The sequence below is a fragment of the Hyphomicrobium sp. genome, assembly GCF_047600905.1.
GTDB lineage: Bacteria > Pseudomonadota > Alphaproteobacteria > Rhizobiales > Hyphomicrobiaceae > Hyphomicrobium_B.
This window is the reverse complement of the sequence record NZ_JASGKD010000001.1, coordinates 1,608,442-1,623,638: the sequence shown is the minus strand read 5'-3', so window position 1 is coordinate 1,623,638 and position 15,197 is coordinate 1,608,442. Positions and strand designations below refer to the sequence as shown.

11 protein-coding genes are annotated in these 15,197 nt (G+C 61.7%); 8 read left to right on the top strand and 3 right to left on the bottom strand.

The annotated features are described in order from the left end of the window. Nucleotides 1-230: 230 nt before the first annotated feature. From QM780_RS08000 to QM780_RS07980, 5 genes are all read left to right on the top strand, one after another. Complete coding sequence (locus QM780_RS08000) at nucleotides 231-887, top strand: protein-L-isoaspartate O-methyltransferase family protein (RefSeq protein WP_415069947.1); 657 nt, start codon at nucleotides 231-233, stop codon at nucleotides 885-887. Nucleotides 888-1,171: 284 nt separating this feature from the next. Beyond that, the gene (locus tag QM780_RS07995) at nucleotides 1,172-2,650 is read left to right on the top strand and encodes a TolC family outer membrane protein (protein WP_415069946.1); all 1,479 of its coding nucleotides are present in this window, start codon (nucleotides 1,172-1,174) and stop codon (nucleotides 2,648-2,650) included. 258 nt (nucleotides 2,651-2,908) lie between these two features. Beyond that, nucleotides 2,909-4,468, top strand: coding sequence for a DUF2497 domain-containing protein (locus tag QM780_RS07990; RefSeq protein WP_415069945.1), 1,560 nt, complete (start codon nucleotides 2,909-2,911; stop codon nucleotides 4,466-4,468). A gap of 329 nt (nucleotides 4,469-4,797) precedes the next feature. Next, nucleotides 4,798-5,517, top strand: coding sequence for a DUF2497 domain-containing protein (locus QM780_RS07985; protein WP_415069944.1), 720 nt, complete (start codon nucleotides 4,798-4,800; stop codon nucleotides 5,515-5,517). Nucleotides 5,518-5,639: 122 nt separating this feature from the next. Then, nucleotides 5,640-8,408 carry a valine--tRNA ligase gene (locus QM780_RS07980; protein ID WP_415069943.1) on the top strand — a complete coding sequence of 923 codons (2,769 nt, stop codon included), beginning with the start codon at nucleotides 5,640-5,642 and terminating at the stop codon, nucleotides 8,406-8,408. A 150-nt stretch (nucleotides 8,409-8,558) separates the two neighbouring features. Here QM780_RS07980 and QM780_RS07975 read toward each other — a convergent pair whose 3' ends face one another. Together QM780_RS07975 and QM780_RS07970 are read right to left on the bottom strand one after the other, a co-directional pair. Beyond that, nucleotides 8,559-9,164, bottom strand: a complete 606-nt coding sequence (locus tag QM780_RS07975) for a DUF2939 domain-containing protein (RefSeq protein WP_415069942.1) — start codon at nucleotides 9,162-9,164, stop codon at nucleotides 8,559-8,561. 72 nt (nucleotides 9,165-9,236) lie between these two features. Beyond that, nucleotides 9,237-10,385, bottom strand: a complete 1,149-nt coding sequence (locus QM780_RS07970; RefSeq protein WP_415069941.1) for a M48 family metallopeptidase — start codon at nucleotides 10,383-10,385, stop codon at nucleotides 9,237-9,239. 411 nt (nucleotides 10,386-10,796) lie between these two features. Here QM780_RS07970 and ilvD point away from each other — a divergent pair, with 411 nt between their 5' ends. The 3 genes from ilvD to QM780_RS07955 all read left to right on the top strand — a co-directional run bounded on the left by ilvD (nucleotide 10,797) and on the right by QM780_RS07955 (nucleotide 14,182). Next, entirely contained in the window at nucleotides 10,797-12,521 is a 1,725-nt protein-coding gene (gene ilvD / locus QM780_RS07965) for a dihydroxy-acid dehydratase (protein WP_415069940.1), read from the top strand. Then, the gene (locus QM780_RS07960) at nucleotides 12,508-13,608 is read left to right on the top strand and encodes a tetratricopeptide repeat protein (RefSeq protein WP_415069939.1); all 1,101 of its coding nucleotides are present in this window, start codon (nucleotides 12,508-12,510) and stop codon (nucleotides 13,606-13,608) included. Before ilvD ends, QM780_RS07960 begins: the two co-directional genes overlap by 14 nt. Before the next feature lie 271 nt (nucleotides 13,609-13,879). Then, the gene (locus QM780_RS07955) at nucleotides 13,880-14,182 is read left to right on the top strand and encodes a hypothetical protein (protein WP_415069938.1); all 303 of its coding nucleotides are present in this window, start codon (nucleotides 13,880-13,882) and stop codon (nucleotides 14,180-14,182) included. Nucleotides 14,183-14,325: 143 nt separating this feature from the next. Here the strand turns inward: QM780_RS07955 and xth are convergent, their stop codons facing one another. Continuing rightward, nucleotides 14,326-15,108, bottom strand: a complete 783-nt coding sequence (gene xth, locus QM780_RS07950) for an exodeoxyribonuclease III (RefSeq protein ID WP_415069937.1) — start codon at nucleotides 15,106-15,108, stop codon at nucleotides 14,326-14,328. Nucleotides 15,109-15,197: the final 89 nt, after the last annotated feature.

Below are 15,197 nucleotides of genomic sequence, written 5' to 3'. Positions count from 1 at the left end.
TTACAAGCCGTCCCGGGTGGGATCTTGCGACTTGCCGGGAGTGGCGTCCCGGCATGCGCGAGCGCGGCGCCCGTGAGGTCATGGCCAAGCATGTCGGCGCAATCCAAATCGGTCAGCAAGTTCAGTTCGTAAGCGTGGCAAAGCATCCACATGCGACCGCTTCCCCATCGCGCGCGCATCACGTACCAGATATATAGACGACGCAAAAATTTTCGCGCGGAGACGGGTGGATGACGAACGCCGCTTTGCAACGTAAGAACATGGTTGAAAGCCAGATCCGTCCAAGCGATGTGACGGACCGGCGGATCACGGCCGCGATGACCGTCATTCCGCGCGAAGCCTTTCTTCCTGCTCGGTTGGCAAACTTCGCCTACAGCGATCAAATCCTGACGATTGTTCCGGGACGCGAGGTGCTGGCACCGTGCGTGCTGGCGAGACTGATACAACTGGCCGAGATCGCTGACAGCGACAGCGTCCTTGTCATCAGCGAGGCTGGATATGCTGCCGCGATCGTCGCCCAGCTGGCGGCCAAAGTCACGGCGCTGCTGCCGGACGAGGCGACTGCTGATCTGGCGCGCACGGCATTCAATGCGAGCCCACTGAACAATGTCGTCGCCGTCGTGGGTTCTGCGGCGTCCGGTTGGCCGCAGTCCGCCCCCTACGACATTATTGTTGTCGAAGGAGGCGTCGAGCAGGTGCCCGACAGCCTGAAGGCCCAGCTTCGCGACGGCGGACGCTTGGTGGCAATCGATACGAGCGATCGCGTCGGCCACGCCATCGAGCTTCACAAGCAGCGAGACGGCATCTTTGCGCGCCGCGAGTCGTTTCAGGCGACGGCATTGCCGCTGCCTGGTTTTACGGAGACCCGCCCGGCCTTCGTCTTCTGAGGAATTTACCTGATGCAGATTGGGTACACGTCGCGGTTTTTCGGCGGAGATGACAGGCAATCGCGCAGGATTGTTCCACCATTACGAGTTTGAAGGCGCTAGGAAAGTGCAGTTTCTGCAACGCTTTCGAACAAAAGCTTGAAGCGGCATTGGCGTGACTGAAATACAGCCATACGTAAGTCGGTGCGTATACGAAGGGGAAACCGGTTAGTCGGGCGGATTCGAAATCGGCTACACGGATTCAGATGGGGGTCTGCTCGCATTGTTCGGGGATAGCGGGCAGAATGCAGGTGCACACATTGGCTAAGACGAATTCAAATTCATCGTCCCGTCGCGGTGTGCGTGCCGCTCGGCGCCCTTTTCTGGCGACGGTGGCGGCTCTGGCCGTGTGTTCGGTGTTCTCGGCAAAAGCGAGTGCTGAAACACTGATCGACGCTTTAGCCGCGGCCTACCAATATAGTCCCACGCTCGACGCCGCCCGCGCACAGCAGCGCGCACGCGACGAAGATATTGCGCGCGCCAATGCGGGTTATCGGCCGGACATCAATGCCAGCGCCAACGTTGGCCGCCAGAGGATCGGAACCGTCTCGCCAATTCCGGGGCAGTCAGGTCATTCAGTCGGCTCGCCACGCGGCTACGCGTTCGATATCGTCCAGCCTCTGTTCACTGGCTTCCAGGTCACGAACGCTGTGAACGCCGCTGAAGCAAACGATCGTGCCGGACGTGAAACGCTGCGTGGTACGGAGCAGGGGGTTCTGCTCGACGCCGTTACAGCTTTCGGCGACGTGACTCGCGATCAGGCAATCGTCAAGCTGAACGAGAACAACCTCAAGTTCCTCGACGCTGAACTCAAAGCGCAGCGCGACCGGTTCGCGGTCGGCGAGGTGACTAAAACCGACGTCGCCCAGTCCGAAGCCCGCCGCGCGCTTGGCCAGTCCGACCTCGATCAGGCCCGTGCCAACCTCAAGTCGAGCCGCGCCATCTACGAGCAGGTCATCGGTCATCCGCCCTCGAAACTGGTCGAGGCGAACCCGAATACCAAATTGGTGCCGCGCTCACTGGAAGACGCGGTTGCTATTGGCACCAAAGAAAACCCGATCGTAGTCAATGCGCTCTACAACGAGCAGGCCGCGCGTTTCACGGTCGATCAGATCAAGGGCCAGTTGCTGCCTCAGGCGCAGCTTGAAGGCAATTACACCGATCAGTATGACTCGTCCGAAGGTATCGACCAAGGTACGTCGGCGTCTATCGTCGCCAGCGTCAAAGTCCCGCTCTACGCCAGCGGCGGTGAAATCTTCGCCCAGGTCCGCCAAGCCAAGCACAATCACATCGCAGCGCTGCAGACGATTGAGGTTGAGCGCGCCTCCGCCCAGTCGCAGGTCGTTCAGGCTTGGTCGCAGCTCGTCGGTTTCAAGGCCCAGTCCGACTCGGACAAGGCCTCTATCGTCGCCAACACCACGGCCTTGAACGGCGTCCGCGAAGAAGAGCGTGTGGGTCAGCGCACCGTTCTCGACGTCTTGAACGCGCAGCAGGAATTGCTGCAGTCACAGGTCAACCTCGAGACGACGAAGCGCAACATCCTCGTCGCATCTTATACCTTAGTATCGGCGATCGGACGTCTCAGCGTATCCGAAGTCGGCGCTGCAACTGCGGTCTATAATCCCGAGGTGCATTATCAGGACGTCCGCAACAAGTGGTGGGGCATCGACATCACCCACGACGACGGCCGCCAGGAACACATTGACGTCACGCCCGTCAAATAGTCGAAAAAAGGCTTCGCTCCGTCGCAGACAAGATTAATCGCGATCGCGGCATTTTAAATTCCAGCGGCTCCGCGCCGCCTTGAGAGTGCCGCTCTCCGGGGATAACTTGTCGTGAGATTGTTGCGGTTTTTCCGCAACCTGCCACCATATTGGCTATTCCCGGCGCGCATGTTGATTCGGGACAAAGCGTGGCTTTGTGGTGCAGCAGGATCGCGTACGCCTCGGTTGCAGGCGGCTCAGTTGCGAAAAAGGTAAGGTATGTCGAGACTTGAATCCAACGCTGAGCCAAGCATGGAGGAGATCCTCGCCTCGATCCGCAAGATCATTGCCGAGGATTCATCAGGCATGAGGGCGCCGGCGACGCCGCCGCGGCCTGGTACGCCTTATTCGCCATCCTCAAGACCGGTCGCCCCTCAGTCGACGCCTTCACCTGCGCCGCAGCGCGGCTTCATGTCCCGCGAAGCCTTTCTGAAATCCTCTCAGCCCGAGCCCGAGTTGCCGAAGGATGCGATCGCGCCGGTCTCCCCGCGTTCGGCCAGCAGCCGGTTGGACAATCCTGCACCATCCTCGCGCCTTCAGCCGCGCGAAGAGACATCGTCTTTCGGCAGGCCGTCTCCGACATTTCGCGAGAGGGATATAGGCCCGGCCCGCGAGCCGCTTCGATCGAAGGACGAGTTGCGGTCGCGCGAGCCCCAGCTGTCCCCGTCGGCCAAAGAAGCCGCGCCGCAGGTCGAGCGCGAAGCCTCACCTTCGACGGGCCCAGCCGCTACGCGCGCAGATGCGGTCCCGACCGACGACAACACGATCGAAACCGTCTCGTTGGAGACGGTCGAAGTGGTAGCGGTCGAAGACGCGCTGCCGGTCGTCGATGCGCAGGCGCCTGCCGTTCTGAAAGTCGAATCCGGGGCCATTGCCAAGTCCGATGCGCAAAGCATCGAAGCCCAACTGAGCGAGCTTCTGAGCGAAGACCTCAATGCGCTCCGTCAAGGCCGTCCGAAGGCCGAAGAGCCGAAGCCTGCTTCGGCCAAGGCCGCCGATGACGACAAGTCTCCTGCCGAAAGCAGCGATCCGTTTGCGTTCGATTTGGGCCCGTCGCCGTTTGCGGCGAAGGCCGAGCCGGCACGGCCGGTGTCCGCCGCGCCGCAGTCTCCTGTCTCCGAACCCGCGCCGTCACAGCCGCCGCTCGCTGCTGCGCCGGCCGTCGAACCCACGCGTCCGGCGCCTCCGATCGAGGCAAGCTTCGCTGAAATAAGTCCTGCGACCAACGGCGCGCCTTATGTGCCGCCATTCGAGCCCGTCATTTCGAAGCCGTCCGCAAGCGCGCCTCGCCCAGGCACCGCCTATGGGTCAATCTCGCCGGACGCCGCACGGCCGCCGAAATCGGAGCCGGAAGCACCGGCGTCGAGATTTCAGCAGCCGTTCGCGATCCCGAGCGTTTCCGGAACCCTCGGACCGACCAGAAAGCTCGAACCGCTCTCGAATGCCTTCCAGCCCGCGCCGCCTCCGCCGCCGAGCGCACTGGAGACATTTTCACCCGCCGCCGAAGCTTCGCCGTCGAGCCCGTCTGGCTCCTCGCAGCGCCCGGCAGAGCCGCCGGTGAGCAGCGGCGGGCATGACGAAACCGTGCTTCATTCTTCGCTGCCGGCCACCACATCTGACATGGCCCACGATCGCGCCATGGAAGACGCCGTCGCGGATCTTCTCCGTCCGCTGCTCAAAACGTGGCTTGCCGAGAATATGCCGAAGATCGTCGAGCGCGCCCTTCGCCGCGAAATGTCCGAGCGTCTCCTGCCGGGTCAAAAGAGCCCGCACGAATAGCACGTTGATCGGCGGTCCAATCTCCGTTTTGCAAAATGCAGTGATATGAGCGCGGCGATACGCGCTCTTTGAATTTCTGTCTCCGCAACAATTTTTTCTTGCTCGTTGCGTTCGCCACACGGTTGCCGCGACCCGCGGTTAGCGTCGGTTCCTGCGGGGGGCCGCCATCGTCCGACAATACGAACAACGGCCGCCCGTAACGTCACCGGGGCAGGCGCACGCGTTGCGGCGAGTCATCTTTGGCCCGGGCACGACGAACCGGAGGGGCAACAACGGGGCTGCCGACGCGGTTCTGCGATTTGAAGTTTGTACGCAGAAGAGGATGCGTCATGACACAGATTAACGGAGCAAGACACGACGTCGAAGACATCCTGGCCTCGATCCGCACCAGCATTGCCGATCGGGCTCCGATGTTCGAAAGCGAGAAGCGCGAAGTGCGCGTCACGGCGTTGCGTGCACGAAGCGCCATTGCGGAAGAAGCTGCGGATTTCGAGCTGCCGGCGATCTTCAAGACCACGGCGCAGCCGACCTCCGTAAGACCCAATCTACTCGGGAGGCTGAGTGAAGCATTGGCAACAACTGCACCATCAGAGCGCGATCGGTCGCGTACCGTCATTCCATTCGAGCCCATTCACGGCCGCATGCTTGAACCGCCGCCGGTCGGCCGCGAGGAACCGCCGAGGGAAGACTCCTCGATTGCCGCCGAAAAGATCTCGGCCGAGAATGACAGCCTGATGCGCAACATGCCGACATTCTTCGACACGCGAATGAGCCGCATGAGCTCGGCGCCACCGCAGCCCCAGCCTGAACCGCCGCCAGTTGCCGCCGCTCCGCCGCCTGTGCAACCGGCATTCGCTTACCCGCCGAGACTGCCCGAACAGTCGTTCGCGCCCGAAGAGCCGACCGTCGAAGATGCCGCGGCGCAGCTCCTGCGGCCCATTCTCCGCCAGTGGCTGTCTGAAAACATGCCTAAAATTGTCGAAAAGGCGCTTCTGACCGAGACCGGCATACCGCGTCCCGGCGGCCACGTCGGACCGGTTCGCGGATAACGCGTCAGTACGATCCGCCATGACGGGATAGAAGGGAGCTAAGGTTGACAGCTGGCAAAGGTCGGTCTTACGACCGGGGTCCACGATTAACGGCCAGCAGCTGAAAACCGACGCTCCCTCCCATGCTTGAAAAGACCTTCCGACCGGCCGACATCGAGCCGCGTATCAATTCCGAATGGGAGAAGGCCGGCGCCTTCAGGGCCGGACATTCGGCATCGGGCGGCAAGAACGCCGCCTATTCCATCGTCATCCCGCCGCCGAACGTCACGGGCTCGCTCCACATGGGGCACGCCCTCAACAATACGCTTCAGGATATCCTCGTCCGTTTCGAGCGTATGCGGGGCCGCGATGTGCTGTGGCAGCCGGGAACCGATCACGCCGGCATTGCGACCCAGATGGTCGTCGAGCGCAAGCTCGCCGCGGATAAACAACCCTCGCGCCGCGAACTCGGCCGCGAGGAATTTCTGCGCCGAGTCTGGGAATGGAAAGAGGAAAGCGGCGGCACCATCGTCACGCAGCTGAAGCGTCTTGGCGCCTCGTGCGACTGGTCGCGCGAACGCTTCACGATGGACGAAGGTCTGTCGAAAGCCGTCATCAAGGTCTTCGTGCAGCTCTACAACGAGGGGCTGATCTACAAGGACAAGCGCCTTGTCAACTGGGACCCGAAGTTCCAGACGGCAATTTCCGATCTCGAAGTCGTGCAGGTCGAAGCGCGCGGAAAATTCTCGTGGTCGAAAGACAGCGGCGAGCCGTTCGACGCGACGGCGTTGGCGAAGGTGCTCGCCAAGGACCCGAGCGGGCACATGTATTATTTCCGCTACCCGCTTAGCGCGAAGGTGCGGGGTTACGACAAGGATTACATCGTCGTCGCCACCACGCGGCCCGAAACGATGCTCGGAGATACGGGCGTCGCGGTTCATCCCGATGATGAGCGCTATGCGGCGCTGATCAAAGCCGGTGCGAAAGTGAAGCTGCCGCTCGTGGGTCGCGAAATCCCGATCGTCGCCGACGAATATTCCGATCCCGAGAAGGGCACCGGCGCGGTGAAGATTACGCCCGCGCACGACTTCAACGACTTCGAAGTCGGCAAGCGTCACAACCTCGCGCAGATCAACATTCTCGACGCCTTCGGCAAGATCAACGACGAGGCTCCGGAAGCCTATCGCGGTCTTGACCGCTTCGACGCGCGCAAAAAAGTCGTTTCCGATATCGACGCGCTGGGCCTGCTCGAAAAGATCGAGCCGACGGGCCACACCGTTCCGCACGGCGACCGTTCCGGCGTCGTCATCGAGCCGTGGCTGACGGACCAGTGGTACGTCAATGCCGGCGAGTTGGCGAAGAACGCCGTCGCCGCCGTCGAGGACGGCAAGACCATTTTTGTACCGAAAAACTGGGAAAAGACCTACTTCGAGTGGATGCGCAACATCCAGCCTTGGTGCATCTCGCGCCAGCTCTGGTGGGGCCATCAGATCCCGGCGTGGTACGGTCCGGACGGTAAGTTCTTCGTCGCCACAACCGAAGAAGAAGCCCAAGCACTCGCGCAAAAACATTACGGCAACGACGTTGCGATCACCCGCGATCCCGACGTCCTCGACACGTGGTTCTCATCCGCGCTGTGGCCGTTCTCGACGCTCGGCTGGCCCGACGATACGCCGGAGCTCGAGCGCTATTACCCGACGTCCGTCCTCGTCACCGGTTTCGACATCATCTTCTTCTGGGTCGCCCGCATGATGATGATGGGCCTTCACTTCATGAAGGAGGTGCCATTCAAGGACGTCTACATCCATGCCCTCGTCCGCGACGAGAAGGGGCAGAAGATGTCGAAATCCAAGGGCAACGTCATGGACCCGCTCGTTTTGATCGACGAGTTCGGCGCCGACGCGTTGCGCTTCACGCTCGCCGCGATGGCCGCGCAGGGCCGTGACATCAAGCTCGCAAAGTCGCGCGTCGAAGGTTACCGCAATTTCGCGACCAAGCTCTGGAATGCTTCGCGCTTCGCCGAAATGAACGAATGCGTGCGCGTTCGCGGCTTCGATCCAAGAACCGCTTCGCAGACATTCAACAAATGGATCATCGGCGAAACCGAGCTGACCGCCAAGGCCGTCACCACAGCTCTCGAAGCCTATAAGTTCAACGAAGCCGCCGCCGCGATCTACGATTTCGTCTGGGGCCAGTTCTGCGACTGGTATCTCGAGCTGATAAAGCCGCTGCTCGCGGGCGACGAGGAAGAGGCGAAGGCCGAGACGCGCGCAGTCACGGCTTGGACGCTCGACCAGATCCTGAAGATGCTGCACCCGTTCATGCCGTTCATTACCGAAGAGCTGTGGGCGCACATGGTCGAGTACGGCGTCAAGCGCGATACGCTTCTGTGCCTCAGCCAATGGCCGAACCTTGACGGTCTGGTCGAGGCCGATGCCGTCAACGAAGTAAACTGGCTCGTCAATCTCGTCTCCGAGATCCGCTCTGTCCGCACTGAAATGAGCGTGCCGGCAGGCGCCAAGATCCCGCTCGTTATCGTCGGCGCCGATGATGTCACGCGCGAGCGCGTCAAGCGCAACGACGAGACCCTGCGGCGGCTCGCTCGTGTCGACGAGATCGAATTTGAAGAAGCCGCCCCCAAGGGCGCGGCGTTGATCGTCGCGGGCGAGACCACTGCGGCGCTGCCGCTCGCCGGTATTATCGACATGGATGCCGAAAAGCGCCGCCTCGCGAAAGCGATCGAAGGTGCCCAAGGCGATCTCGCCAAGATGGACGCTAAACTTTCCAACCCGCAGTTCATCGAGCGCGCGAAAGAGGAAGCGATCGAGGAAGCCAAGGAGCGCAAGGCCGAGCTCGAAGCCGAGATCATACGCTTCTCGGCGGCGCTGAAACGCCTCAGCGACGCGGCTTGAATCCCTTCTCCCCTTGGGGAGAAGGTGGCCGGAGGCCGGATGAGGGGGCAGTCATCACGTCCCCCTCTCCCTGACGCTCTCCCCAAGGGGAGAGGGAAATTTCATTCTGCCCATCTTCACGGCCGCGACGGCGGTCATTCACGGCAACGCTCAGTTTATATCGGTGAACTTATCGATGGCGTTCTTCGCCGTCGTCAGAAACTTGACGCGCAGTTCCGTCAGTTTCCAGCCGGCCGGAAACAGCTCGAGCTTGCCGAGATACAACCGCGTCGGATCGTACTTGTCTTCCATGTCGATCTCGAAACTGGTGAGGCTCGTGAATTCCGCGCGCCTGACGCGGGCCCAGGCGCGTTGAATGCGCTCGCCGAGCGTCAGCTTGTTTGACGAGTCATCGTCGCTCGCGACATAGCTGCGATAAGTCTGCCTTAGCGTGAAAAGCTGCGGTAGCCCCTCGGGCGTCACGTACTTATCCACGAGGCCGTCCACCATGCCCTGGCCCCAATACGCCTTGAAGCGCGTCCACAGACTCTGATTGGCCGCCGTCGCCGGCTCGGGGTCGGGGAGGTTGAGCGCGATCTGCGCGATCGCCGGCTTCAGCGTACGTCGCACGCCGCCCCACTCGATGGCAGACGCGAGATAATCGGAATTGCCGTTGCGTACCGCTTCGCGAATGCTCCACGCCGTCACGAATGGCGAGCCGACGTAAGCGGCTGCGGCGAGAATGCAGAGGGCGGCAAGAAGAACCAGTCGTTTCATCGGCAGCGGAAACCATCGCAAAGTGTTTGTGGCCGAGATGAGCACGCGATTCCGGCCAACATCGGGCCACGGCTAGGATTTCGTCTCGGAGTCCTTAGGGTCGCGCGTCTTGTTGCACACCGATTTCAGATTTTCCCACGACTGTGCGTCGAGCGCAGGCGTGGCCGGATAGGCGGCAGCCTGCTTCACAAGACGCGCCCGCTCGGCGGGCAAGGGGTGCGTGCGTAGCCACGACGGCATGCCCGAACCTCCGCTTCCTTCTTCGTTCTCCATCTTCATGATGCGGGTGAAGAAATCACCGAGCCCTTTCGGCGCAATGCCCGCCGCCTTCAGCAATTCGAGCGCGTGATGATCGGCTTCGCGTTCCGCGCTTCGTGAATAACCGAGCTGCGCCAGCATCAATCCGACGTTGGCAAGACTACCGCCGGTCGTCCCGCCGACCATGATTTCGAGCGCCGCTCCAAGACCGACGTTGCGAATGATGGACGCCTCCGGATGAAGCTCGATTCCGTGCCCCATCTCGTGTGCCAGAACACCCGCTACCTCGTCCGGACTCTGGGCTTTGTCGAGCAAGCCCTTGGTCAACACGATCTCGTCGCCGGGAACGGCGAACGCATTCATCAGCGACCAGTCGTAGACATGTACGGCGAATGGAGTGCCGGTTGGAGCGCCTTTTGAAAGTCTTTCCGTCAACGTCGCGAGTGCCGCCAATCCGGCAGGATCCACACACTCCTTGTAGCCTACCGTCATCGAGCCGCGCGCGGCATCGCCAAGGCGCTCGCGCCAGCTGAACGGCAGCGCGTTTGCGACCCACTTCGCCGGGCTCCAGCTGAGCACCGCGCCCGCCGCAATGAGAGCCGCAAGAACCGCCAGGATCGAGATCAAAACGCGGCGGCGGTGCTGCTGCCGGGCACGTTGCGACAGATGCGGAGCGCGCGCCCGCAAGCCTTCCGCAAACGGAATGCCTTGGACGAAGAGCGAGGCGCCCGGCTCTTCGCCGGACGACAAAAGCACATCGATCGTATTCGGCCTGATCGGCTCCTCGGCTTTCAGCCGATCGTAACGCCAGATGCGGCGCGGCTTTCTGTCGTCGAGCTCGAACTCGACGCCCGTCAGCCCGAGCGTCGCTGTGCCATCGACTGAGGCGAGTCCTCGGCCCGGGGTGAACCGGCAATATGATTTTACAGTTGAAGGCGTCTGAGGGCGGATCGGGGAAGGCATGGGTGTTTCGCTGTCTCGCGCGGCGCAGTCTCAGGCATCTAAGCACGGCAGTCGGTGAAGGAAATGTCTTGCCGGTGACAAACTCGGGCCGTTGTGATGCCGAAGTCCGGGCGCCATATCGGCCGCCTCGCCGAAGACGGATCTCGTTGATCGAGAGCAGCGCCGGCGAGACAGCGTTAAGCATGGAGCGCCCGGTCGCAGCGACATTGTTGCCGTTAAGCAACGTATCGGGATGGCGACGCCACTTTCGAGCCACAATGACCGCGCACGTGCTGACCACCGGATCCGGCCATGTCCTGGCGCTTTTCGCGCGTCGGACACGTCCGCCGAAACTCCGTGACTGGCATCCCGGCATCATCCAGAATTTTGGATGGAAAGCGGTCGAGGGCGGGGATGCCCAGCGAGGAACGAATGGACGCCAGGACGTTCGATAAATCGAAGCTTCCAAGCCGTCATGTGACGGAAGGGCCGACGCGCGCCCCCCACCGCTCCTACTATTACGCGATGGGCCTCAAGGAAGAGGATATCCATCGCCCGTTCGTCGGCGTGGCGTCCTGTTGGAACGAAGCCGCGCCCTGCAATATTTCGCTGATGCGCCAGGCGCAGTCGGCAAAGACCGGGGTGATCGAAGGCGGTGGCACGCCGCGCGAATTCTGCACCATCACCGTCACCGACGGCATCGCGATGGGCCACCAGGGCATGAAGTCAAGCCTCGTCTCGCGTGAAGTCATCGCCGACTCGATCGAGCTGACGATGCGCGGCCACTGCTACGATGCGCTCGTCGGCGTCGCCGGTTGCGACAAGAGCCTGCCCGGGATGATGATGGCGATGCTGCGCCTCAACGTTCCGAGCGTTTTCATGTACGGCGGATCGATTCTGCCCGGCCGCTTCAAAGGCCATGACGTGACCGTCGTCGATGTCTTCGAGGCCGTCGGAATGCACTCCGCGGGTAAGATGTCCACAGACGAACTGCACGAGCTTGAGTGCGTCGCCTGTCCCTCCGCCGGATCGTGCGGCGGCCAGTTCACTGCCAACACGATGGCGTGCGTCTCGGAGGCCATCGGCCTGGCACTGCCCGGATCGGCCGGAGCGCCCGCGCCTTATGAAAGCCGCGACCACTACGCACTCGAAAGTGGCAAGGCCGTCATGCGCCTGCTTGCCGACGGCATTCGCCCGCGCGACATCTGCACCCGCGAGGCTTTCGTCAACGCGGCAATCGTCGTCGCCGCGACCGGCGGTTCGACCAATGGCGCGCTGCATTTACCCGCCATGGCCCACGAGGTCGGGATCGATTTCGACCTGTTCGATGTCGCCGAGATCTTCAGGAAAACCCCCTACATTGCCGACCTGAAGCCCGGCGGCAAATACGTCGCTAAAGATGTCTACGACATCGGCGGCGTCCCGCAGATTCTGAAAGCTTTGCTCGAGGGCGGCATTTTGAACGGCGATTGCCTGACAGTGACCGGGAAGACACTCGCGCAGAATCTCGAAAGCGTGAAATTCAATCACGACCAAAAAGTCGTTTTTCCGGTTTCCAATCCGATCTCGAAAACGGGTGGCGTCGTAGGCCTCAAAGGCTCGCTCGCCCCCGATGGCGCGATTGTGAAGGTAGCCGGGCTCAAAATGCAGAAGTTTCGCGGCACGGCGCTTTGCTTCGATTGCGAGGAAGATGCATTCCAGGCCGTCGAGGATCGGACCTACAAGGACGGCGATGTGATCATCATCCGCTATGAAGGGCCAAAGGGCGGTCCAGGCATGCGTGAGATGCTCTCGACCACAGCTGCCCTTTATGGGCAGGGCGCCGGCGACAAGGTCGCGCTCATAACGGATGGGCGCTTTTCAGGTGCGACGCGAGGACTATGCATTGGCCATGTGGGGCCGGAGGCAGCGGTCGGCGGACCGATCGCGCTCGTTCGAAACGGCGATATCATCACGATCGACGCCGAGGCAGGAACGCTCGATCTCGAAGTGAGTGAAGAAGAGTTGGTGAAGCGTCGCGAGGTCTGGAAGGCGCCGCCGAACATGTATCAGTCAGGGGCACTGAGAAAATTTGCAGACCAAGTGGGCCCGGCCAGATTCGGCGCCGTAACCCATGCGGGAGGAAAGGCGGAAGTTCACTGCTATGCGGACATTTAAGCTTGCAGTTGCAGGAAGCGTTGCGTCCATTCTGATGCTCGCATCCGCGGTCGCGGGAGAGGTCGTCTTCCGTTCGCCCGATGATGCGATGAGGCAAGGCATCTCGGCGTTTAATGGCGGCTATTATGAATTGGCGATTCCGGCGTTCGAGGCGCTCGAAGCCACCAATCCCCAGATCGCGCACTTCTATTTGGCGCGCATCTATGCCGACAACGAAGGCGCCTATACCGACCACGGCAAGGCGTTCCGCCTCTACAGTGGACTGGCGGAAGAACTCCAAGACGTCGATCCCGATGACGACCAGCTGGCTTCGATCGCGGCGAAGTCGTTGACGGCCGTATCCATGTATTTGCGCGACGGCATCCCGTCGGCCGGCATCAATCGCGACGTCGATGCGGCGAACCGCGATCTGCAGCGTGCCGCGTTGACCTTCAACGATGAGGACGCGCAATTCGAACTGGCCAAGGTCTATCTCCGCGGCGAAGGCCCGGACATGACGATCAACGGCTACGACGATCCCGCGAGCAAGATCGAGAATGGCCGGCACTGGCTCTCGCGGCTGTCGCAGGCCGGGCATCCCGGCGCGCAGGCGTTTCTGGCCGACCTGATGTGGCGCGGAAAGTTCGTCGAAAAGAACCAGGCCGCAGCCTTGAACCTGATCGACGTTGCCGTTGCCAACGCGCCGCCAAGCGAGCGCGTCTGGATCGAAGACATCTACCAGAATATTTTCTGCAACGCTGGCGAGGGCGTGCGCCAGCAGGCGACCGGCCGGGTCGCCGAATGGCACAATCGCTATGGCAGACGCCCGGAAATGCGCGAGAACAGGGATGGTCTGGACGATTTGGCTGTCGAACCGGTGCGGACTTGCGCCAACGGTGAACTCGTCCGCCCGATGAGCGTTATCGCACCCGACCCGAAGAAGCCTGCTCGCGATCCGCAGATCCTCAGCACGCCGTCAACTCCCGATCCGCGGCGAAGCTCTCTTATTCCCGCAGGCGCATCGTCGCTTCAACCTGCGCGCGGTGCGCCGGTGACGGCGGCAGCACCCGTCGTCGGCCTGACGCCGAACGTCGAGACCACTCGCTAGCCTTCGTCCCTCCTGTGCTAGGTAGCCGCGGCTGTTGCGGTGCATGAGCGGCAATGCGGCAGGAAAACTGCGCGCTTCCGCGCGAACTCGTCTGGCGAACGGCCTATGCTAGATGGCCAGGAAGCCGCGTCTCCCGAAATGATTTGCAAGGTTTGCCATTGATAAGCTGCTGAGAGCGAGAGCCCGATACGAAGCCGGCTGATCATCAGCCCGCGCCGCGCCGCCCTAAAGGCGTCGCGGCGATAAAACTACGTATTTGGGAGAAGACGCTATGCAGAATAAATGGCTCGCGTGCGCTTGCTTTTTGCTGCTTTCAGGATCGGCGGCCGTCGCTGATGGTTGGACCGACAAATTCAAAACTCTCGACTCCGACGGCAACGGCACGGTCAGTCGTACCGAGTATGATGCGAACGTATCGAAACTGAAGCTCGACCCGGCCCCGCAGTTTTCGGCAGTCGACACGGACAACAACAACAGCATCGACTCAGATGAATGGTCCGCCGCCGAGAAGCTGACGACAGGCTACAACACCCCATGCACGCATTCGACGGAATCGTGGTGTCCGAAAAAATGAGAATTCGGCTATTCGGCTGAGTTTCGGCGCTAGAAGCGCGAACTTAAGCTGACAAGGCGATGGCCGAACATCGTATGCGAGGGTGCGAGCAAAGGGGTTCTCCAGCCCGATCGCTTGCAACCTCGTTTTTTGTCGCTATGAGATCACGCTGCAAGCTTGATCCAAACGGGTACGTGATCGGACGGCTTCTCTTGCGCTCGTGTCTCGCGGTCGATGCCCGATGATCGCAGCAGGTCGGCCGCTTGGCTCGACAACAGCATGTGGTCGATACGGATGCCGTCGTCCTTCTGGAATGCCCCGGCCTGATAATCCCAGAATGTGTAGACGCCCGGCCCCGGATGACAGGCGCGCGTCGCGTCCGTGAAGCCGAGATTGACGAGGCTGCGCCACGCCGCCCGGCTTTCCGGCTGGAACAAAGCGTCGTTCGTCCATGCCTGCGGGCGTTTGGCGTCTTCCGGCTCCGGAATGACGTTGAAATCGCCGGCGAGAATAAGCGGCACCTCCTCGGCCAAAAGCACCTTCGCCCGCGCCTGCATGCGCTCCATCCACGCAAGCTTATAAGCGAATTTTTCGGTTCCGATCGGATTGCCGTTCGGCAGGTAAAGGCAGACGACGCGCACCAGCCGCTCGCCAAGCGCGACGGAGGCTTCGATCCACCGCGCATGCTGATCGCTGTCGTCGCCGGGTAGTCCGCGCACGATGTCTTCCATCGGCGTTCTCGAAAGGATCGCGACACCGTTGAAGCCTTTTTGGCCGTTCGTCGCGACGTTGTAGCCGATATCTTGAAACGCCTGCGTCGGGAAACCGTCGTCGACTGATTTGATCTCCTGCAGGCAGACGACATCCGGCGCATGATTGCGCAGATAGGTCAGCGCCGCCTCAAGCCGCGCCTTGACGCCGTTGATGTTCCAGGTCGCGATGATCATGACGGCCGAACCTCTCTCACTACCCACCACACCATGGCCGCCCATGAGGCGGCCATCCAGGGCTAATCCGCCACAACGAGGGTGCGCGC